The sequence below is a fragment of the Erwinia sp. B116 genome, from assembly GCF_002865965.1.
Taxonomy (GTDB): domain Bacteria; phylum Pseudomonadota; class Gammaproteobacteria; order Enterobacterales; family Enterobacteriaceae; genus Erwinia.
This window is the reverse complement of record NZ_JRZZ01000002.1, coordinates 1-20,073: the sequence shown is the minus strand read 5'-3', so window position 1 is coordinate 20,073 and position 20,073 is coordinate 1. Positions and strand designations below refer to the sequence as shown.

Here is a 20,073-nt window from a genome sequence, read left to right as displayed (position 1 = left end):
AATATTCTTTAATAAAAGATGTCTCAGTTAAACATCCTTTACTTAGCATCCATACGGCAGTTGCCACGCTGAGCTTCTTACGCATGCGCCCTCCCTCTTCAACCACACATCTCTCCCACACCCGTCACCGCCGCCAGCAGCTGTTGCTTATACGCGTGTTGTGGATCTCGCCAGAACTGCCCGACTTCAGCGGCCTCCACGATTACGCCATGGAGACGACCAACCAATACGATGCGCTGGAATCCGAAATCCAGCGCATCGTATTGGGCGGAGCGACGCCGGCATCGCAGCGCCACTTTCATTCGCCGCGACGACGAAGATATTCAGTGAAAAAGAGGCACCGAGAAATCAAGGTATCCATGGTCTGTACTGTAGATCATGCCCTTGGAAATGATATTGGCCCGTGCAGGTCCCAGCGATGACCGATCGCGTTCCATCTCCTTAGCAATACTTGCCATTGAATAGGGTCCATCACCCAGGGCAGCCATCGCCTTAACAAACTGGATTTCAGCCCTGGTCAGTCGGTCATACCGAACTTTGAAGAAGCCTGTATCAAGGCCGGCGAGTGTTTCAGGGTAAGCGCGCTCTACATCAGCGAGCGTGATCGTTGGACCAGATCAGCCTCAAGCTGAGATACGATCATCCCCTGCTCTCTTGCGATATTACCGATTTCGTTGAGTAATACCGTCTTACCGACTCCACGCAGGCCCAGGAGCATCAGCGATCGTGCAGGTTTTCCTATTAATGCACGGCCCGCAGGAAATGCGAGCCATCTTTAAGACAGGATCCCGGCCAGCGAGTTCGGGTGGAGGAAAACCAGCACCAGGGGCAAAGGGATTGCGATAGGGGTCCATACCAACCTCATCATAGAGTAGCGAAAAATAATGAAAAATAGTGTTTTTTGCTAGTGCTGCATAGAGATTGCTACTTTCCAATAATAACGATCAAACGTAGCATTTTTCGGGGGCCTGGGGGCCGAAAGTGCGCTGCTCCTGTAAGCCTCCCAAAACAACTGCTTGATGGGGGGCCTGTTGCTAACAGATGCCAGAGATTAACAGACATAAAAAAGCCCGCAGTGATGCGGGCTCAGAGAGTGCATTATGTTTAGGCGTGCCAGCGAATGCCAGCCGCTAAATCATTCCCACTCAATCGTCGCCGGTGGTTTACCCGAAATATCATAAACGACGCGGGAGATGCCGTTCACTTCGTTGATGATGCGGTTGGAGACGCGGCCGAGGAAGTCGTACGGCAGGTGCGCCCAGTGCGCGGTCATAAAGTCGATGGTCTCGACCGCACGCAGGGAAACCACCCAGTCGTACTTACGGCCATCGCCCATTACGCCAACGGAGCGTACCGGCAGGAACACGGTGAAGGCCTGGCTGACCTTGTTGTACAGGTCGGCTTTGTGCAGCTCTTCGATGAAGATCGCATCGGCGCGGCGCAGCAGGTCACAGTACTCTTTCTTCACTTCACCCAGTACGCGAACGCCAAGGCCCGGGCCCGGGAACGGGTGACGGAACAGCATCGCGTGCGGCAGGCCCAGCTCAAGGCCGATTTTGCGTACTTCGTCTTTGAACAGCTCTTTCAGCGGCTCAACCAGGCCCAGCTTCATCTCTTTCGGCAGGCCACCCACGTTGTGGTGTGATTTGATCACGTGCGCTTTGCCGGTGGCAGAGGCGGCAGATTCAATCACGTCCGGGTAGATGGTGCCCTGCGCCAGCCACTTCACATCCTGCAGCTTGGTGGCTTCTTCGTCGAACACTTCCACGAACACGCGGCCGATGATTTTACGCTTGGCTTCCGGATCGTTCTCGCCGGCCATCTGCTCAAGGAAGCGGTTTTCGGCGTTAACGTGGACGATATTCAGGCCGAAGTGGTTACCGAACATCTCCATGACCTGCTCGGCTTCGTTCAGGCGCAGCAGGCCGTTATCAACGAATACGCAGGTCAGACGGTCGCCGATGGCGCGGTGCAGCAGCATCGCGGTCACGGAGGAGTCCACGCCGCCGGAGAGGCCGAGGATCACTTTATCTTCGCCAACCTGCTCACGCAGGCGCTCGACCGCGTCTTCGATGATTTTGGCCGGGGTCCACAGCGCTTCACACTGGCAGATATCGCGCACGAAGCGCTCCAGCAGACGCTGGCCCTGACGGGTGTGGGTCACTTCCGGGTGGAACTGCACGCCGTAAAAGCGTTTTTCTTCGTTGGCCATAATGGCAAACGGGCAGGTATCGGTGCTGGCAACGGTAACGAAGTCAGCCGGGATGGCGGTGACTTTATCGCCGTGGCTCATCCACACGTCGAGCAGCGAATTGCCGTCGGCGCTGATGGCGTCTTCGATATCGCGGATCAGCGCGCTCTGGGTCTTCACTTCCACCTGAGCGTAACCAAATTCACGCTCGTTCGAGCCCTCTACCGCACCGCCCAGCTGTATCGCCATGGTCTGCATGCCGTAGCAGACGCCCAGCACCGGCACGCCGGCGTTGAACACGTACTCAGGAGCACGCGGGCTGTTGTGTTCGGTGGTGCTTTCCGGGCCGCCGGAGAGGATGATGCCGTTCGGGTTGAAACCGCGGATCTGCTCTTCGGTGACGTCCCACGCCCACAGTTCACAGTACACGCCCAGTTCGCGCACGCGGCGCGCGACCAGCTGAGTATACTGTGAACCGAAATCGAGGATCAGGATGCGGTGTTTATGGATATTTTCCGTCGTCATTGGGCTATTCCAGGGCGATGTAAACAAAATGGGATGTAAAACGCCCGGCTGAGCCGGGCGGGGAAATCAGGGGTTATCAGGAACCCATGCGGTAGTTCGGCGACTCTTTGGTGATGGTCACGTCGTGGACGTGGCTCTCCTGAATGCCGGCACCGCTGATACGTACAAATTCCGCTTTGGTGCGCAGTTCATCGATGGTACCACAGCCGGTCAGACCCATACAGGAGCGCAGGCCGCCCATCTGCTGGTGAACGATCTCTTTCAGGCGGCCTTTGTAGGCAACGCGGCCTTCAATGCCTTCCGGCACCAGCTTGTCTGCGGCGTTATCGGTCTGGAAGTAACGGTCGGAGGAGCCTTTCGACATCGCGCCCAGAGAACCCATACCACGGTATGATTTGAACGAGCGGCCCTGGTAGAGTTCGATCTCACCCGGGGACTCTTCGGTACCCGCCAGCATCGAACCGACCATGACCGCAGCGGCACCGGCCGCGATGGCTTTGGCGATGTCGCCGGAGAAGCGGATACCGCCGTCGGCGATAACCGGAATACCGGTGCCTTCCAGCGCTTCGACCGCGTCAGAAACGGCAGAGATCTGCGGTACGCCCACGCCGGTCACGATACGGGTGGTACAGATTGAGCCAGGGCCGATACCCACTTTCACCGCGCTCACGCCCGCGTCGGCCAGCGCACGTGCGCCGGCACCGGTGGCCACGTTGCCGCCCACGATCTGCAGGTCAGGATATTTAGCACGGGTGGCGCGGATGCGCTGCAGCACGCCTTCAGAGTGGCCGTGTGAGGAGTCGATCAGCAGCACGTCAACGCCGGCGGCAACCAGCGCGTCCACGCGCTCTTCGTTACCGGCACCGGCACCGACGGCTGCACCGACGCGCAGGCGACCCTGCTCATCTTTACAGGCGTTAGGCTTACGCTCGGCTTTCTGGAAGTCTTTCACGGTGATCATGCCCAGCAGATGGAAGCTGTCGTCCACCACCAGCGCTTTCTCAACGCGTTTTTCGTGCATGCGGTGCAGCACCACGTCGCGGGCTTCGCCCTCTTTCACGGTAACCAGACGCTCTTTCGGCGTCATCACCGCGGAAACCGGCAGGCTGAGGTCGGTCACGAAGCGCACGTCACGGCCGGTGATGATACCGACCAGCTCGTTCTCGCCGTTGACCACCGGGTAGCCGGCAAAGCCGTTCTGCTCGGTCAGCGCTTTCACGTCGCTCAGCGGGGTGGTTGGCAGCACGGTCTGCGGATCGGTGACGACGCCGCTCTCGTGTTTTTTCACCTTACGCACTTCTTCGGCCTGGCGTTCAATGGACATATTCTTGTGAATAAAGCCCAGACCGCCTTCCTGCGCCAGTGCGATCGCCAGATTGGCTTCGGTCACGGTATCCATCGCTGCGGAGAGCATAGGGATGTTCAGGCGAATGGTTTTGGTAAGCTGGGTGCTGAGGTCAGCCGTGTTTGGCAGAACGGTCGAGTGAGCAGGAACGAGCAGGACGTCGTCGAAAGTCAGGGCTTCTTTGATGATTCTTAGCATGGCAATATCTCAACCTCAGGGTGAATGAGAACTTGTAAAATATTGCCGCGGCATTATACAGGCCGTAATCGATTGCCTCCAGTACTTTTTACGAAAAACCCTTGATCCCTCCGCTGGGGCATGTAGTATCGGTTGATTAACCCTCTGATTTGAAATTTGATCTTCATCACAATGTCGCTACCGCCAACCGCCAATATTTTTACCGTCAGCCGTCTCAACACCACGGTGCGCAAGCTGCTGGAGATGGAAATGGGCCAGGTGTGGCTCAGCGCTGAGATCTCAAATTTCTCGCAGCCCTCTTCCGGCCACTGGTACTTCACGCTGAAGGATGACGGTGCCCAGGTGCGCTGTGCGATGTTCCGCAACAGCAACCGCCGCGTCACCTTCCGCCCGCAAAACGGTCAGCAGGTGCTGGTGCGCGCCACCATCACCCTGTACGAACCGCGCGGCGACTACCAGCTGATTGCCGAAAGCATGCAGCCCGCCGGCGACGGCCTGTTACAGCAGCAGTTTGAACAGCTGAAACAACGCCTCACCGCCGAAGGCCTGTTCGAACAGGCTCACAAACAGCCGCTGCCCACCCCGGCACGACGGGTGGGCGTCATCACCTCGCCCACCGGTGCAGCGCTGCACGACGTGCTGCACGTGCTGCAGCGCCGTGACCCGTCGCTGCCGGTGGTGATCTACCCGACCCAGGTACAGGGCGCAGAAGCGCCCTCAGGCATCGTACGGGCCATTGAACTGGCTAACGCCCGCAACGAGTGCGACGTCCTGATCGTCGGCCGCGGCGGCGGCTCGCTGGAAGACCTGTGGAGCTTCAACGACGAACGCGTCGCGCGCGCCATCTTCGCCAGCCGCATCCCGATCGTCAGCGCCGTCGGCCACGAAACCGACGTCACCATCGCCGACTTTGTCGCCGACCTGCGCGCGCCCACCCCCTCGGCCGCCGCCGAACTGGTCAGCCGCAACCAGCTGGAACTGGTACGCCAGCTGCAGTCACAACAGCAGCGGCTGGAAATGGCGATGGATTACTACCTCGCCCAGCAGCAGCGCAGCTTCAGCCGCCTGCAGCACCGTTTACAGCAGCAGCACCCCCAGCTGCGCCTCGCCCGCCAGCAAACCGCGCTGATCAAGCTACAGCGCCGCCTGGACGACGCCGTGCAGCTGCGCCTGCGCCAGGCCAGCCGCCAGCAGGAACGCGCCCAACAGCGCCTCAGCGCCATCCGCCCTGAACTGCGCTTAGAGCGCGCCCGCCAGCACCTCCAGCAGTGGCAGCACCGCCTGCAGCAGGCCCTGACCCAGCAGCTCAACGCCAGCAAACAGCGCTTCGGCAACCTCACCGCCCAACTCGACGGCGTCAGCCCGCTGGCCACCCTCGCCCGCGGATTCAGCGTCACCACCGCCGCCGACGGCGAAGTCATCAAAAAAACCACCCAACTCAAGACCGGCGACACCCTAAAAACCCGCCTCGACGACGGCTGGGTCGAAAGCGAAGTCACCGCCCTCACCCCAACAAAGAAACCCCGCAAACGCGCCGCCCCGAAGCCATAAAACCTACAGGCACCAAGCCTTAAAACCACCTGCCAAAACCACAGCCCATTTTTCGGGAGGGCAGCGGGATGAGCCCGGAGCGGGGTAACCCGCGCAGGGTCGCCCGCTGACAGGCCCGACGTATCTGGATCCAACAGGCAACGAGCCTTTGCCCTTGCCCTCAACCTCAAGGCAAAAAAAAGCCCCTCCGCAATGGAAGGGGCCTGATTCAGCTCGACGAATTAACCGGGCTTACTTATCCAAACCGTATGCAATCACATAATCACCACGGTCCGGCGACTGACGCGCCCCGCCCGCAGAAATCAGAATATACTGCTTACCGGTCTTCGGTGACACATAGCTCATCGGGCCACCCTGACTACCCACCGGCAGACGTGCTTTCCACACCTCCTTACCGGTTGAACTATCAAACGCACGCAGATAGTAATCCTGCGTACCGGCGATAAACACCAGGCCACCCTGAGTCGCCAGCGTACCGCCCAGCGTAGGCATACCCACCGGCATCTGCGCCTTCATCTTAATACCGAACGGACCGGTATCCTGCACCGTACCCACCGGCACCTGCCAGACGATCTTCTGCGTCTTCAGATCGATAGCGGACAGCGTACCAAACGGTGGCTTCTGGCACGGAATGCCCAGCGGCGACATAAAGCGGTTCTTATTCACCGCAAACGGCGTACCTTTCAGCGGCACCGCGCCCATACCGGTATTCACCGCTTCGCCGCCGTTGCTGGCCGGACCACTGGTGGTTTTCGCCGGGATCATCTGAACCCACAGGCCCAGACGCATATCGTTGGCGAAGATATAGTGGTTGTTCGGATCGGTAGACAGGCTGCCCCAGTTCATGCCGCCCAGGGAACCCGGGAAGCTCAGGGACATATCGGTACCCGGTACGGTGTACAGGCCGTCATAACGCATGGACTTGAAGCCGATACGGCAGGCCAGCTGGTCAAACGGCGTGGCACCCCACATATCCGATTCCGTCAGCGTACCGGCACCAATCTCAGGCATACCGACTGACTTCGGCTGGGTTGGCGTGTACTGCTCATTCGGAATATTGCCAGGCTTAACCGGCACTTCCTTCACTTCGGTCAGCGGCTTGCCGGTCAGACGATCCAGCACGTAGATCTGGCCCGCTTTAGTGCCGATCACTACCGCAGGTTTGGTGGTGCCATCTTTCTGCGGGAAGTCGATCAGGCTCGGCTGCATCGGCAGGTCGAAGTCCCACAGATCGTTATGCACGGTCTGATAAACCCACTTCTCTTTACCGGTGGTCGCGTCCAGCGCCAGGATCGAGGCACCGTACTTATGATCCAGCGCGTTACGGTTGGCACCCCACAGGTCCACCGACGAGCTGCCCATCGGCAGGAACACGGTGTTCATCGCCGCATCGTAGGACATCGGTGCCCACGAATTCGGGGTACTGCGCACGTAGTTCTTATCGCTGCTCAGTGACGCATTCGGATCCGGGTTGCCCGGGTCAAACGCCCAGCGCATCGCACCGGTCACCACGTCAAAGCCGCGCAGCACGCCGCCAGGCATGTCGGTCTGCACGTTATCGGCTACGCGACCGCCTACCACCACGGTAGTACCGGCCAGCGTAGGCGCGGAGGTCAGCTGATACTGCGGGTCTGGCGCATCGCCCAGGCCGGCTTTCAAATCAACAAAACCTTTGTTACCAAAGTTCTGGCACAGCTCGCCGTTGTCGGCGTTAACCGCCACCAGACGTGCGTCGATGGTGTTCATCAGCAGGCGACGCTGGCAGGTATCACCGGCGGCCAGGCTCACAGCCGGAACCGGGGTAGAGTCCGGCACGGTTGGCTGCTGCAGCGGTTTGGTGGCGTCAAAATAAGCCAGACCACGGCAGCGGTTCCACACCTGGGACTGCGCATTGATCTCGGTTTTCCACAGCTGCTTACCGCTGTCGACGTCCACGGCGATAATGTTGTTGTGCGGCGTACACAGGAAGATGCGATCGCCAACCTGCAGCGGAGTCTGCTGATCTTCCGCGCCGTTACCGGTCGGGCTAATTGGCGTATCGCCGGTGTGGAAGGTCCATACCGGTTTCAGATCTTTCACGTTATCGCGGGTGATCTGGTCCAGCGCCACAAAGCGGCTGCCGCCGGCGGTGTTGCCGTAGTTATCCCAGTCTTTCTGCTGCTTGCTCTTATCGACCGGCACCAGCGGCAGTTCCTGACCGGCAAACGGCACGGTCGGGTGCGGCTGGAACATGCCCCAGAAGGTCGCCAGCAGGCCCACCACCAGCACGGCGCTGACGCCGTACGCGGGTTTAGCCAGCGAAGATTTCCCTTCGCGCTTACGCAGCGCGGGCAGCGTAATCAGCGCCAGCAACAGCATGCCGGCGAAGAACACCACGCGGGAAACCAGCGGCCAGAAGTCGAGGCCAACATCGGCCAGCGCCCAGATGGCGGTGCCAACGGCGGCCACCGCAAACAGGGTCACCGCAGACGATTTACGGCGGAAGAACTGCACGGCGGAAGCGAGGGTCACCAGGCCTGCCAGTACGAAATACCAGCTACCGCCGAGGGAAATCAGCTTACCGCCGCCGATGATGAAATAGAGGCCCGTTGCAAGGAGAATGATTCCCAGCAGGAAGCACCACAAGCCCAGCCCTTTCGCTGACCCTGCATTTGTCTGAGGCATACAGAAATACTCCTGGAGAAAATAAGGCGCGATTCGCTAAAACCTTATTTTTATTAACATCGTACACGGGACATACCCGTCCTGCTTTGCAAGCAACTGCCGCTAAGGCACGGCTGGCGCGCCGGGGCACTGCTGGAAAGCGGCAGGATTGTACCACCAGGTTCATAATTTAATAAACAGAAAATTAACAACCCCTGTATGACTGCGCTCCCTGCTATTGGGTATAGCACAAAATGATTAACTGCATATTTACCAGGGTTAACACTTTTTTGTGCCCAGCAAAAAGGGCCCCTCGGGGCCCTTTGCGGTATTAACGTTTGTTCTTTTTCAGATGGCTCATCAGGCGCTGACGTTTACGCTGCTGAGTCGGGGTCAGCAGGTTGCGCTTGCCTTCATACGGGTTCTCACCCTCTTTGAACTGGATGCGGATCGGCGTACCCATTACCTTCAGTGAACGACGGAAGTAGTTCATCAGGTAGCGCTTATAGGAGTCCGGCAGATCCTTCACCTGGTTACCGTGGATCACCACAATCGGCGGGTTATAACCACCGGCGTGGGCATATTTCAGCTTCACGCGGCGGCCACGTACCAGCGGCGGCTGGTGATCGTCAGTCGCCATATTCATGATGCGCGTCAGCATCGAGGTGTTCACGCGGCGGGTGGAACAGTCGTAAGCTTCGGTTACCGACTCAAACAGGTTGCCCACCCCGCTGCCGTGCAGCGCGGAGATAAAGTGGATGCGGGCGAAGTCGATAAAGCCCAGACGGAAGTCGAGGTTCTCTTTCACCTCTGCACGCGCTTCCTCTGTCATGCCATCCCACTTGTTGACCACAATCACCAGCGAACGCCCGCTGTTGAGAATAAAGCCCAGCAGCGACAGATCCTGATCGGAGATGCCTTCACGGGCGTCGATCACCAGCATCACTACGTTGGCATCTTCAATCGCCTGTAGCGTTTTGATCACCGAGAACTTCTCTACGGTGTCGGTGATTTTGCCGCGCTTACGTACCCCGGCGGTGTCGATCAGAATATATTCACGTTCGTCACGTTCCATCGGGATATAGATACTGTCGCGGGTAGTGCCCGGCATGTCGTACACCACCACGCGCTCTTCACCGAGAATACGGTTGGTGAGCGTTGATTTACCGACGTTCGGGCGGCCAACGATAGCCAGCTTGATCGGTAGCGTGCGCGGGTCAAACTCCTCTTCGGGCTCTTCTTCCACCGCTTCGCCACGGGCTTTAGCGGCTTCACGCTCCAGCTCTGCCCAGTAGGCGGCGTTCTCTTCTTCTTCGGTGATTTCACGCGGGTCGACTTCGTCCATCCACGGCAGCAGCACCATCTCCAGCAGGCTGGTGACGCCACGGCCGTGTGAAGCGGCGATCGGGTGGATCTCGCCCAGACCCAGCGACCAGAAGTCGAGCACGGCGGCATCGGCATCCAGACCGTCGGTTTTGTTGGCCACCAGGAAGGTTGCCTTTTCACGGGAGCGCAGGTGCTTAGCAATGGCCGTATCGGCGGGCATCAGACCGGCACGGGCGTCTACCATAAACAGCACCACGTCGGCTTCTTCAATCGCCAGCAGCGACTGTTCGGCCATACGCGTTTCCACGCCCTCTTCGGTGCCATCGATACCGCCGGTATCAATACAAATAAACTCACGCCCTTCGACCTCGGCGCGACCATATTTGCGATCTCGGGTCAGTCCAGGGAAATCCGCCACCAGCGCATCTCGCGTGCGCGTCAAACGGTTAAAAAGGGTAGATTTTCCCACATTGGGACGCCCGACCAGCGCGACCACAGGTACCATATTAAAGCCTCATAACTGAAAAATAGGGCCCGCTGCGAAGCGATTTTCTGTCAAACACAGGATTTTAAGTCGCAGGGATCGGGCTGATGGCGCTAAGGATAACACGCCCGGAAAAAAACAAAACGGCTCCTGAACGTTCAGGAGCCGTTTTTTCCGCAATTCAGCCGTGGTTAATCACGGCCGGGTGCGGATGTTACCGCGGTGAGATTAACGCGTAATCGCGTACACTTCGCCGTCTTTGCTCTGGATCAGCAGCTTGTCGCTGGCCACCACCGGCTCGGTCTGGAAACCGGAGCTGTCCAGTTTCTGCTGAGCCACGAAACGCCCGTCTTCGGTGTTGATCCAGTGCAGGTAGCCTTCGCTGTCGCCAACCACCACGTAGCCGTTATAGAGCACCGGTGAGGTCAGGTTGCGGTGCAGCAGATCGCTCTGGCGCCAGATGGTCACGCCACCTTCGGTGCTCAGCGCAATGACGCGGTCATCCTGATCGACAAGGAAAATACGGCCACCGTCGACGATCATGTCGTGAACAGAGCCGATTTCACGCTTCCAGATCACCTGACCGGAACGCAGGTCGAGGGCGGTCAGGTTGCCGTTGTAGGCCAGCGCATACACCACGCCGTTAACCACGATCGGGGTGGTATCAACGTCTGCCAGGCGGTCGATCTCGGTCGCACCGCTTGGCTGAGAGATGCGCTGCTGCCAGATAATCTGGCCCTGATTCAGGATCACGGCGCTGACGCGGCCGTTATCACCGCCGACGATCGCCGCACCAAAGGCGACAGCCGGGGCAGATTCACCGCGCAGGCTCAACGCCGGCATATCCAGGTTAACCGTCCACTTCACCACGCCGCTGGTCTGGTCCAGACCCTGCAGCATGCCGTTGCTGGTGTGTACCAGCACCAGACCATCGCTAATCACCGGGCGCGACAGCACTTCACCGGCTGCTTTGGTCTGCCAGGCCACAGAGCCGTCGCTGCTGTTCAGCGCGTAAACCTGCGCGCGCTCGCTGCCGACGTAGACGTGGCCGCCGTCAACGGTCAGGCCGCCGGACAGCAGGGCCGGGAGATTGCTGGAGAAGAAACCGGTCTTTTCAGACAGGTCGACCTTCCACTGCTCTTTACCGTCGCCGGCGTTCAGCGCTTTTACCACGCCGTGGCGGTCTGCCGCATAAACGGTGCTGTCAGCCCAGGCCGGATGCAGGTTCGAGTAGAAGTCACCCACGCCGTTACCCACCGAGGTACTCCAGACTTTTTCCGGAGTAAACTGGTTTTGCACGGTTGGCAGAGGGGACATTTTGACCACGTCCTCTTCACCGCTAAACCATGAACATCCGCTGAGTAAAGTGACTGAAATCAGTCCCGGCAACAGTATCTTACGCAATTCCATGAAATCCCTCTTGTGCCTGTGCAGGCCAAATTATTCGCTATTAACCTGGCAGATTATTCATTTTCATTTGCAGCATCTCTTTCAGCGCGGAAGAGGTATCGGCCGCGACGCCTTTGCTCCACGCGTCGCGTGCGCCCTGGGTATCCCCTTTGCTGAGCAGCGCTTCACCACGAACATCGGCGACGATGGCTACCCAGCCGTCACCCTTGATGTTTTCCAGCGTTTTTAATACCGCATCCGGCTGTTTCTGCTGCAGCTGAATACGCGCCAGGCGCAGATTCAGTACCGCCTGCAGGTTGGCATCTTTGGTATCCTGCAGACCGTTCTGCAGCTGGGCTGCCGCTTTATCCAGCTGATTATTGTCAACATAACGCTTCGCGAGGTCCAGCGACGCCAGCGCACCGTAGGTGTTGTTGTTGTCGCTGGCGAACTTCGCCGCCGCGTCAAGCGTAGCCGGTTTGCTGGCATCCAGCGCTGCGGTCACCTGCTGATAGGCCGCCGACGTCTCACGGGAGCCGCTGTCTTCATGACTGCTCCAGTATTTCCAGCCGACCAGGGCACCGACGCCCAGCACCACGCCAGCCACCAGCGCTTTTCCATTCTGAGCGAAGAAATTCTTCAGCGCGTCAACCTGTTCGTTTTCGTTGCTATACGATTCCACGCAGTACTACTCCTTTAAATCGTCTGTTTGCTTTGGGCTTAGTGCTGTAACATCGCCGCCAGCGTGGCGGCTACGTCCTGCTGCGCCAGCGTTTGCTGTTCGCCATTACGTAAATCTTTAATCACGACCTGCGCTTTCGCCACTTCATCTTCGCCGAGCACCAGCGCGACGCGGGCACCCCACTTGTCCGCACGGGCGAACTGCTTCTTGAAGTTGCCGCCGCCAAAGTTGGTCATCAGCTTCAGATCCGGCTGCGCGTCACGCAGCTGCTCTGCCAGCATCATCGCTGCGCCCTGCACCCCGGCACCTGAAGCGATAACATAGACATCAACATTGCGCGTCGGTTCAAATTCCGGGTTAACGGTTTGAATCAGCAGGACCAGACGCTCCAGCCCCATGGCAAAACCGACCGCCGGGGTGGCGCGGCCACCCAGCTGCTCAACCAGGCCGTCATAACGGCCGCCGGCACAGACGGTGCCCTGCGAACCCAGGCTGCTGGTCACCCACTCAAATACGGTGCGGTTGTAGTAGTCAAGGCCACGCACCAGGCGCTGGTTGACGGTGTAAGCAATGCCGGCGGCATCCAGCAGCGCGCACAGGCCGCTGAAGTGTTCGCGGGAGTCGTCATCCAGGTAGTCGGCCAGCGCCGGCGCGTCGTTCAGCAGCGCCTGCACGTCCGGGTTTTTGCTGTCCAGCACGCGCAGCGGGTTGGTGTACATACGGCGCTTGCAGTCTTCGTCCAGCACCTCGATGTGCTGCTCAAGGAAGGCCACCAGCGAGTCACGGTAGTTAGCACGCGCCTCCAGTGAACCGATTGAGTTCAGCTCCAGGCGCACGTGCTCAGAGATCCCCAGGGCTTTCCACCAGCGGGCGGTCATCAGGATCAGTTCGGCATCGATATCCGGCCCCTGCAGGCCAAACACTTCGGCACCGATCTGATGGAACTGGCGGTAGCGCCCTTTCTGCGGACGCTCGTAACGGAACATCGGACCGATATACCACAGGCGCTGCTCCTGGTTATACAGCAGGCCGTGCTCGATACCGGCACGCACGGTGCCTGCGGTACCTTCCGGGCGCAGCGTCAGGCTTTCGCCGTTGCGGTCATCGAAGGTGTACATCTCTTTTTCAACCACGTCGGTGACTTCACCAATTGCGCGCTTGAATAACGGCGTCTGCTCGACGATCGGCAGGCGGATTTCACTGAAACCATAGCTGCCCAGCACCTGCTTGAGGATCTGCTCAACGCGCTGCCACACGGCGGTGTCGGCAGGCAGGTAGTCGTTCATGCCGCGAATGGCCTGGATGTTCTTCGCCACGAATTCTCTCTCAAATTAAATGTGTCAGGGGAACGGCCGCCGTAAAGACCTGTTTTCAGGCCGGCGTGCGTCGCTCCCGGCTCATTACTTTTCGACCTGCTGTACGTTGATCCGACGGGTTTCGTCGAGGATCGTCGCTTTGGCGCGGATACGCGCTTCCAGCTGGTCAATCATATTGTCGTTATCCAGACGCTCGCGCAGGCGCACGCCGTCTTCGTAGAAACCGCTTTTCTTGCTGCCGCCGGTCACGCCCATGGTGGAGACGGTGGCTTCGCCGGGCCCGTTGACCACGCAGCCGATGATCGAGATATCCATCGGGGTGATGATATCTTCCAGCCGCTGCTCCAGCGCGTTGACCGTGCCGATCACGTCAAATTCCTGACGGGAACAGGTCGGGCAGGCGATAAAATTAATCCCGCGCGAGCGAATGCGCAGCGATTTCAGAATATCGAAACCGACCTTCACCTCTTCTACCGGGTCGGCCGCCAGCGAAATACGCAGCGTGTCGCCGATCCCTTCAGAAAGCAGCAGGCCGAGGCCGATGGCAGATTTAACCGCACCGGCACGCGCGCCACCGGCTTCGGTGATGCCTAAGTGCAACGGCTGATCGATCTGCTTTGCCAGCAGGCGATAGGATTCTACGGCAAGGAACACGTCAGAGGCCTTAACGCTGACCTTAAACTGGTCAAAATTAAGACGGTCGAGATGATCAACGTGGCGCATTGCCGATTCCAGCAGCGCCTGTGGCGTCGGTTCGCCATATTTTTCCTGCAGGTCACGCTCCAGCGAACCGCCGTTGACGCCGATGCGGATCGGGATGTTGTAGTGACGCGCGCAGTCGACGACGCTGCGGATACGCTCTTCGTTACCGATGTTGCCTGGGTTAATGCGCAGGCAGTCCACACCGTATTCGGCGACTTTCAAAGCAATGCGATAGTCAAAGTGGATATCGGCAACCAGCGGTACGTTGACCTGCTGTTTGATCAGGCGGAAGGCTTCCGCGGCGTCCATGGTCGGCACGGAAACGCGAACGATGTCGACCCCTACCCGCTCCAGCGCTTTAATCTGGGCCACGGTGGCGGCGACATCGGTCGTTTTGGTATTGGTCATGGACTGGACGGCAATCGGTGCGCCATCCCCCACGGGCACTTTCCCGACGTAAATGCGTGTGGATTTGCGACGGGTAATGGGGACTTCACTGTGCATATTGGTTCTCCATAATTACTCGCGCCGGGGCAGAGGCGTTACTGCGCACCCAGAGTCAGGCGAGCAACCTGGTTAGTACGGATAAAACGGCTCAGATCGACAGGTTTACCCTGGTATTCGATCTGCACTGCGGCAGGTGCGCCGATTTTTAAGCGGTAAGGAGCGGTACCCGCCAGGCTGAGTTTACCACCGCTGCGCTGAACACCGCTGAACAGTTTTTTACCCGCCGCATCGGTGACTTCAAGCCAGCAGTCGTTGGTGAAATTCATCACCAGCGCGTTCGGGTCTGCCGCCGGTGCGCTGACCGCCGCGCTGCCGGTTGGCAGCTGTGCGCTGGCGTTATCCACCGGTGCCTGTGAAGGTGAAACCACCACAGGCTGTGTGTTCGCAGCCTGAGCAGGTGCTGCCGTGGCGGCAGGCGCCTGAGCGGTCGCCGCAGGCGCCGCAGCTGCCGGGGCAGCGCCCGCCGCATCAGCGGCAGGCGTGCTGTCAGACGGCGCTGACGGTTGCAGTTCAATGTTGTTCGCGCCGTCGGCGCTGCCGTCGGTTAACGGAATCGACTGGCCGTTATCGCTGCCGACCGAGGCGTTCTGATCGGACATCGATACCAGGTCGTCCTGCGCGGCCTTGTGGTTCTGATACCACCAGGCACCGGTCAGACCGACCACCACAAACAGCACCAGCCAGGTGAAGATCATCAGCCAGCCATCGCGCTTTTTACGGCGCTTGCCCAGTGAAAAACTCTGCATTGGCTGCACGCGGGCGGCCTGTACCGGTGCCTGTTTAGCCAGCATCGGTAACAGCTCCTCTTCGGGTACATTCACCAGGCGAGCATAGGAACGGATATAGCCGCGCAGGAAGGTCGAGGCGAGATCGGCAGGCGATTTGTCCTCTTCAATATCCCGCACGGTGGAAAGTTTCAGGCACAGGCGCTCAGCAACGTTCTGCTGGGTCAGCCCCTTGAGTTCACGGGCGCTGCGCAGGCGCTCGCCTGTGGAATTTACGTTAGATTTTTCTTGAGTGGCTTCAGTATTCATTAGCTAAAAAATGCTGGTACTGTATCGAAAGTGGAAAAATTCGCGCAAGCCGTGCTCCGTAACGCCTAACGTCATCGGGCCGGTTCTCCTGCGCGGCGAAGCGAATCTCTAACCACAGGCTCTCTGCCGAAGCAGGTAAAGACTGTTGGTAAACATCTAACAGGAGGCGCGATTCCGCACGTCTCCCCTTTCCATAGCGCCTTTCGGCTTCAGCCAGCAACAGCATCCCTCTGGCTGGATCGTACCGTACCGTCTTAGCCAGCGCATCACGTGCTGGCTCAGGCTCACCGGCATTCAGGTAACAGTAGCCTGAATTTTCAATACTGTCGGCCCGCAGGCCGCCTGTTGAAGATTCCGCCACCCGACTGAACTGCCGCTGTGCCGCATCATACTGCCTTAATCCGCAGAGAAACGCACCGTAATTATTAAGCACATAGCCGTTTTGCGGTGCCAGCTGCCGCGCCTGACGGTAGGATTCTGCCGCAGCCGCGGCGTCCCCGCTCTGCTGCTGAAACCGCGCCATGGCCAGCCGGGTGCGATAATCCTCCGGGGCCAGCGCCAGCGCCCGCTGCAGATTGCGTTCGGCGGCGGATAACTCACCGCGCGCCAGCCATGCCAGCCCCAGTTGCAGGCGGGTATCGACCAGCGATTCCCGCTGCGGTGGTCGCTGGCAGCCACTCAGCAGCATGCCCAGCAACACGGCGGCCCACAGTCCCTTGCTCCCTGTTTTCACCCGTCCCTCCCGGCGCTTTATCTGGCTGAAAAAAGCCAGCCTGGCACCGTTCAGTGCGGGCGGGAAGCGCAAAGACGGTTATTGCAGCGGATTCATCGCTGTTTTCAGAGCGCCTTCACAGCGATGGATTCACCGGCCATCTTCTTCTTCAGCGTGCGTTTGGTACGGTCGATCACGTCCCCGGCCAGCTGGCCGCAGGCGGCATCGATATCGTCGCCACGGGTTTTACGCACGATAGTGGTAAAGCCGTAGTCCATCAGCACCTTGCAGAAACGGTCGATGCGGCTGTTAGAGCTGCGGCCATACGGCGCGCCCGGGAAGGGGTTCCACGGGATCAGGTTGATCTTGCACGGCGTATCCTTCAGCAGCGCCGCCAGCTCATGCGCGTTGTCGGTGCTGTCGTTGATGTGATCGAGCATCACGTACTCAATGGTCACCCGCCCCTGGTTGGCATTGGACTTGCTGATGTAACGGCTGACCGCGCCAAGGAAGGTCTCGATGTTGTACTTTTTATTGATCGGCACAATATCGTCGCGGATGGCATCGTTCGGGGCGTGCAGCGAGATCGCCAGCGCCACGTCGATCATATCGCCCAGCTTATCCAGCGCCGGCACCACGCCAGAGGTGGAGAGCGTTACGCGGCGTTTTGACAGGCCAAAGCCGAAGTCGTCCAGCATGATCTCCATCGCCGGTACCACGTTATTCAGGTTGAGCAGCGGCTCACCCATACCCATCATCACCACGTTGGTGATCGGGCGCTGACCGGCGACTTTTAACGCACCGATAATCTTCGCCGCGCGCCACACCTGGCCGATGATCTCGGACACGCGCAGGTTACGGTTAAAGCCCTGCTGGGCGGTGGAACAGAATTTACACTCCAGCGCACAGCCGACCTGCGAGGAGACGCACAGCGTGGCGCGGTCTTTTTCCGGGATATACACGGTTTCGACCTGCTGGCCACCGACCTGAATGGCCCACTTAATGGTGCCGTCGGCAGAGCGCTGCTCTTCGGCCACTTCCGGCGCGCGAATTTCGGCCATCTCTTTCAGCTTGCCGCGCAGCACTTTGTTGATGTCGGTCATCTCATCGAAATCATCACAGCAGTAGTGATAGATCCACTTCATGACCTGGTCGGCGCGGAACGGTTTTTCGCCCAGCGCGTGGAAAAATTCACGCATCTGCTGACGGTTGAGATCCAGCAGGTTGATTTTTTCTTTCTTCGGCGTGGCGATGGAAATGGCAGATGCGTCGGAGGACGGCGTCACAATCAGTTCAGACATAATGTTCTCTGGCCTCGTTATTACACGTTATGGCACTGGTTTTGATGGGAAAAAGGAAAAAGAAACGCCCCTGACGAGCGAGCTCATCTGGGGCGCATTATTATACTCATGGTGACCGGAGGGTTAAAGCCGTTACTGAAATTATTTGTCAATAACGCGCCGGTCGCCGGGCAGCCGGATTAACGGGTGCGCGGGCAGATCTCGCCTTCGCCGAAGAAATAGGCGATTTCGCGGGCAGCAGATTCAGCAGAGTCTGAACCGTGGGTGGCGTTCTCGGTGAAGCTGTCAGCGTAGTCAGCACGCAGGGTACCGGCCAGCGCGTTCGCCGGGTTGGTTGCGCCCATCAGGTCGCGGTGACGCTGTACGGCGTTTTCGCCTTCCAGCACGGAAACCACTACCGGACCAGAGGTCATGAACTCAACCAGACCATCGAAGAATGGCTTGCCCTGGTGCTCAGCGTAGAAGCCTTCAGCCTGCTCTTTGCTCAGCTGCAGCATTTTGCTGCCAACGATTTTGAAGCCAGCGCTTTCAAAACGGTTGAAGATGGCACCGATGACGTTTTTTGCCACTGCGTTTGGTTTTACGATGGAAAAAGTACGTTCAATAGTCATGTTGACCCCTGTCAATCTGATGAATGTAGCCGTAAAAAGTGTCCGGCCATGAAAAGGCCGCAGATTATAGGGGGCATCTGCCCTGATGCCTATGGGCAATCCGGTGATTTGTTGAAAAACCCGATCGACATCGCGGCTTTTTTGCCCCAACTGCGGCTATTTTACGCAGGCCGCCGACGGATGACCAGAACCGGCACCCTTTTCCTGCGCTGAATTAGTTGACCAGCATCACAGCGATCGGACGGCTGTCGGCGCGGCCGCGGTCGTCAACGGCGCGGATGCGGTACTGACCCGAACGCGTGGGCCGCCAGTCCAGCGGTTTGCGGCTGGCGCTGCTGCCGAGATAAATATCATCGACAAACCAGTACACCGTGCTGCTGTCAGCGTCGGTCACCGCCGCAAAGCTGATGTTCTCCTGCCCCTGGCGCGACTGGCGCAGGGTGTAGGTGGTGTTTCTCAGCGGGGAGGTAATGCGTGGTGCAGCACCGTCCACGCCACCCGGCTGGCACTGCGCCTGCGGCGGCGGCCTCTTCGGCAATCCCGCCAGCGCAAACACCTGGGCGAGATCGGAGGGCCAGAACTCAAAGACCTGGGTATGCGTCTGCTGCGGGTCCCACGGCGGGCAGGCCACCTCACCGCTGTGGTTATCGATCTGCAGCGGGCGGTAGACCGTATCGACCTTAATCGGCGAGGTGCCGGGAATAAACCAGCTCTGCCCGCGCTGCTGGCACCACTGCGTCGGCAGGTTGCCGCTCGGCAGGCAGACCTCCACCCGCTTCAGCCGCGGCGGGAAGCGGTGCCCCGGCTCGCTCAGCCCCGGATAGCTGGCCTTAACGCTGTCGATAATATTGAAAAACAGCGGCGCGGCCGCCTCAGCGCCGATAAAAGCGCTGTTGCCCTGGCCGGCAAAATTCCCCTGCCACACCACCAGCACGTACGGGCCGAAGATCCCCACGCTCCAGGCATCACGGAAGCCCCACGAGGTGCCGGTTTTCCAGTAGACCGGCAGCGTGGACGGGCGCTGGGCCAGGGTGTCGCCGGGGCGGCGGTGCTGGCGAAGCATGTCCAGGGTCATAAAGCTGGCCTCTTCGCTCAGCAGGCGCACGGCGGCCGGCTGCGGATCGTCAGCGCGGAAACGCAGCGACCGCAGCTCGCCGCGGTTGGCCAGCATCGCATACAGTTTTGCCAGCTCCTGGGCGGTGACCTCCCCGCCGCCCAGCACCAGCGACAGCCCGTAGTGGTTCTCGCTGGCCATGCCGCTGATACCGGCCAGCTGCAAAAACTGATAAAAACCGGGCTGATGCAGCTGCGAGGCCACCCACACCGCCGGAATATTACGGCTGAAGTTCAGCGCGTCGGTGGCGGTGACCGGGCCGAGGAAGCGACGGTCAAAGTTTTCCGGCGCATAGCTGCCAAACGCGGAGGGTACGTCCTTCAGCACCGTCAGCGGGTGCAGCACCCCCTGTTCAATGCCCAGCGCGAAGATAAACGGCTTCAGCGCCGAGCCAGGCGAACGCTTCGCCAGCGTGCCGTTGACCTGGCCGTGGATGTCGCGG

Annotated in this window: 14 protein-coding genes; 1 reads left to right on the top strand and 13 read right to left on the bottom strand. The window is 59.4% G+C overall.

From position 1 onward, the window contains the following. Nucleotides 1-1,135: 1,135 nt before the first annotated feature. Both guaA and guaB read right to left on the bottom strand, forming a co-directional pair. Nucleotides 1,136-2,716 carry a glutamine-hydrolyzing GMP synthase gene (guaA, locus tag NV64_RS01470; RefSeq protein WP_101505167.1) on the bottom strand — a complete coding sequence of 527 codons (1,581 nt, stop codon included), beginning with the start codon at nt 2,714-2,716 and terminating at the stop codon, nt 1,136-1,138. A 76-nt stretch (nt 2,717-2,792) separates the two neighbouring features. Continuing rightward, on the bottom strand, nt 2,793-4,259 hold the full coding sequence (gene guaB / locus NV64_RS01465; protein WP_056238944.1) for an IMP dehydrogenase: 1,467 nt from the start codon (nt 4,257-4,259) through the stop codon (nt 2,793-2,795). Nucleotides 4,260-4,430: 171 nt separating this feature from the next. Here guaB and xseA point away from each other — a divergent pair, with 171 nt between their 5' ends. Then, complete coding sequence (gene xseA, locus NV64_RS01455) at nt 4,431-5,810, top strand: exodeoxyribonuclease VII large subunit (protein WP_101505166.1); 1,380 nt, start codon at nt 4,431-4,433, stop codon at nt 5,808-5,810. 231 nt (nt 5,811-6,041) lie between these two features. Here the strand turns inward: xseA and NV64_RS01450 are convergent, their stop codons facing one another. The 11 genes from NV64_RS01450 to pbpC all read right to left on the bottom strand — a co-directional run. Further along, nucleotides 6,042-8,474: a glucose/quinate/shikimate family membrane-bound PQQ-dependent dehydrogenase gene (locus NV64_RS01450; protein WP_101505165.1), complete on the bottom strand. Its 2,433-nt coding sequence runs from the start codon at nt 8,472-8,474 to the stop codon at nt 6,042-6,044. 310 nt (nt 8,475-8,784) lie between these two features. Continuing rightward, nucleotides 8,785-10,284: a ribosome biogenesis GTPase Der gene (gene der, locus NV64_RS01445; protein WP_056238936.1), complete on the bottom strand. Its 1,500-nt coding sequence runs from the start codon at nt 10,282-10,284 to the stop codon at nt 8,785-8,787. Between the two features lie 207 nt (nt 10,285-10,491). Then, entirely contained in the window at nt 10,492-11,673 is a 1,182-nt protein-coding gene (gene bamB, locus NV64_RS01440) for an outer membrane protein assembly factor BamB (RefSeq protein WP_056238932.1), read from the bottom strand. A 40-nt stretch (nt 11,674-11,713) separates the two neighbouring features. Next, the gene (locus NV64_RS01435; protein ID WP_056238929.1) at nt 11,714-12,334 is read right to left on the bottom strand and encodes a YfgM family protein; all 621 of its coding nucleotides are present in this window, start codon (nt 12,332-12,334) and stop codon (nt 11,714-11,716) included. Between the two features lie 38 nt (nt 12,335-12,372). Further along, complete coding sequence (gene hisS / locus NV64_RS01430) at nt 12,373-13,650, bottom strand: histidine--tRNA ligase (RefSeq protein WP_056238927.1); 1,278 nt, start codon at nt 13,648-13,650, stop codon at nt 12,373-12,375. A gap of 84 nt (nt 13,651-13,734) precedes the next feature. Continuing rightward, nucleotides 13,735-14,856: a flavodoxin-dependent (E)-4-hydroxy-3-methylbut-2-enyl-diphosphate synthase gene (gene ispG / locus NV64_RS01425; protein ID WP_056238925.1), complete on the bottom strand. Its 1,122-nt coding sequence runs from the start codon at nt 14,854-14,856 to the stop codon at nt 13,735-13,737. A gap of 38 nt (nt 14,857-14,894) precedes the next feature. Continuing rightward, nucleotides 14,895-15,893: a cytoskeleton protein RodZ gene (gene rodZ, locus NV64_RS01420; RefSeq protein ID WP_056238922.1), complete on the bottom strand. Its 999-nt coding sequence runs from the start codon at nt 15,891-15,893 to the stop codon at nt 14,895-14,897. Then, nucleotides 15,883-16,581, bottom strand: coding sequence for a type IV pilus biogenesis/stability protein PilW (pilW, locus tag NV64_RS01415; protein ID WP_056238918.1), 699 nt, complete (start codon nt 16,579-16,581; stop codon nt 15,883-15,885). Before pilW ends, rodZ begins: the two co-directional genes overlap by 11 nt. Nucleotides 16,582-16,730: 149 nt before the next feature. After that, nucleotides 16,731-17,906, bottom strand: coding sequence for a bifunctional tRNA (adenosine(37)-C2)-methyltransferase TrmG/ribosomal RNA large subunit methyltransferase RlmN (locus NV64_RS01410; RefSeq protein WP_056238915.1), 1,176 nt, complete (start codon nt 17,904-17,906; stop codon nt 16,731-16,733). A gap of 179 nt (nt 17,907-18,085) precedes the next feature. Continuing rightward, a complete protein-coding gene (gene ndk, locus NV64_RS01405) occupies nt 18,086-18,517 on the bottom strand; it encodes a nucleoside-diphosphate kinase (protein WP_056238913.1) in 432 nt (143 codons plus the stop codon). Nucleotides 18,518-18,731: 214 nt separating this feature from the next. Further along, on the bottom strand, nt 18,732-20,073 hold a 1,342-nt coding region (gene pbpC, locus NV64_RS01400), incomplete at its 5' end, for a penicillin-binding protein 1C (protein WP_101505164.1).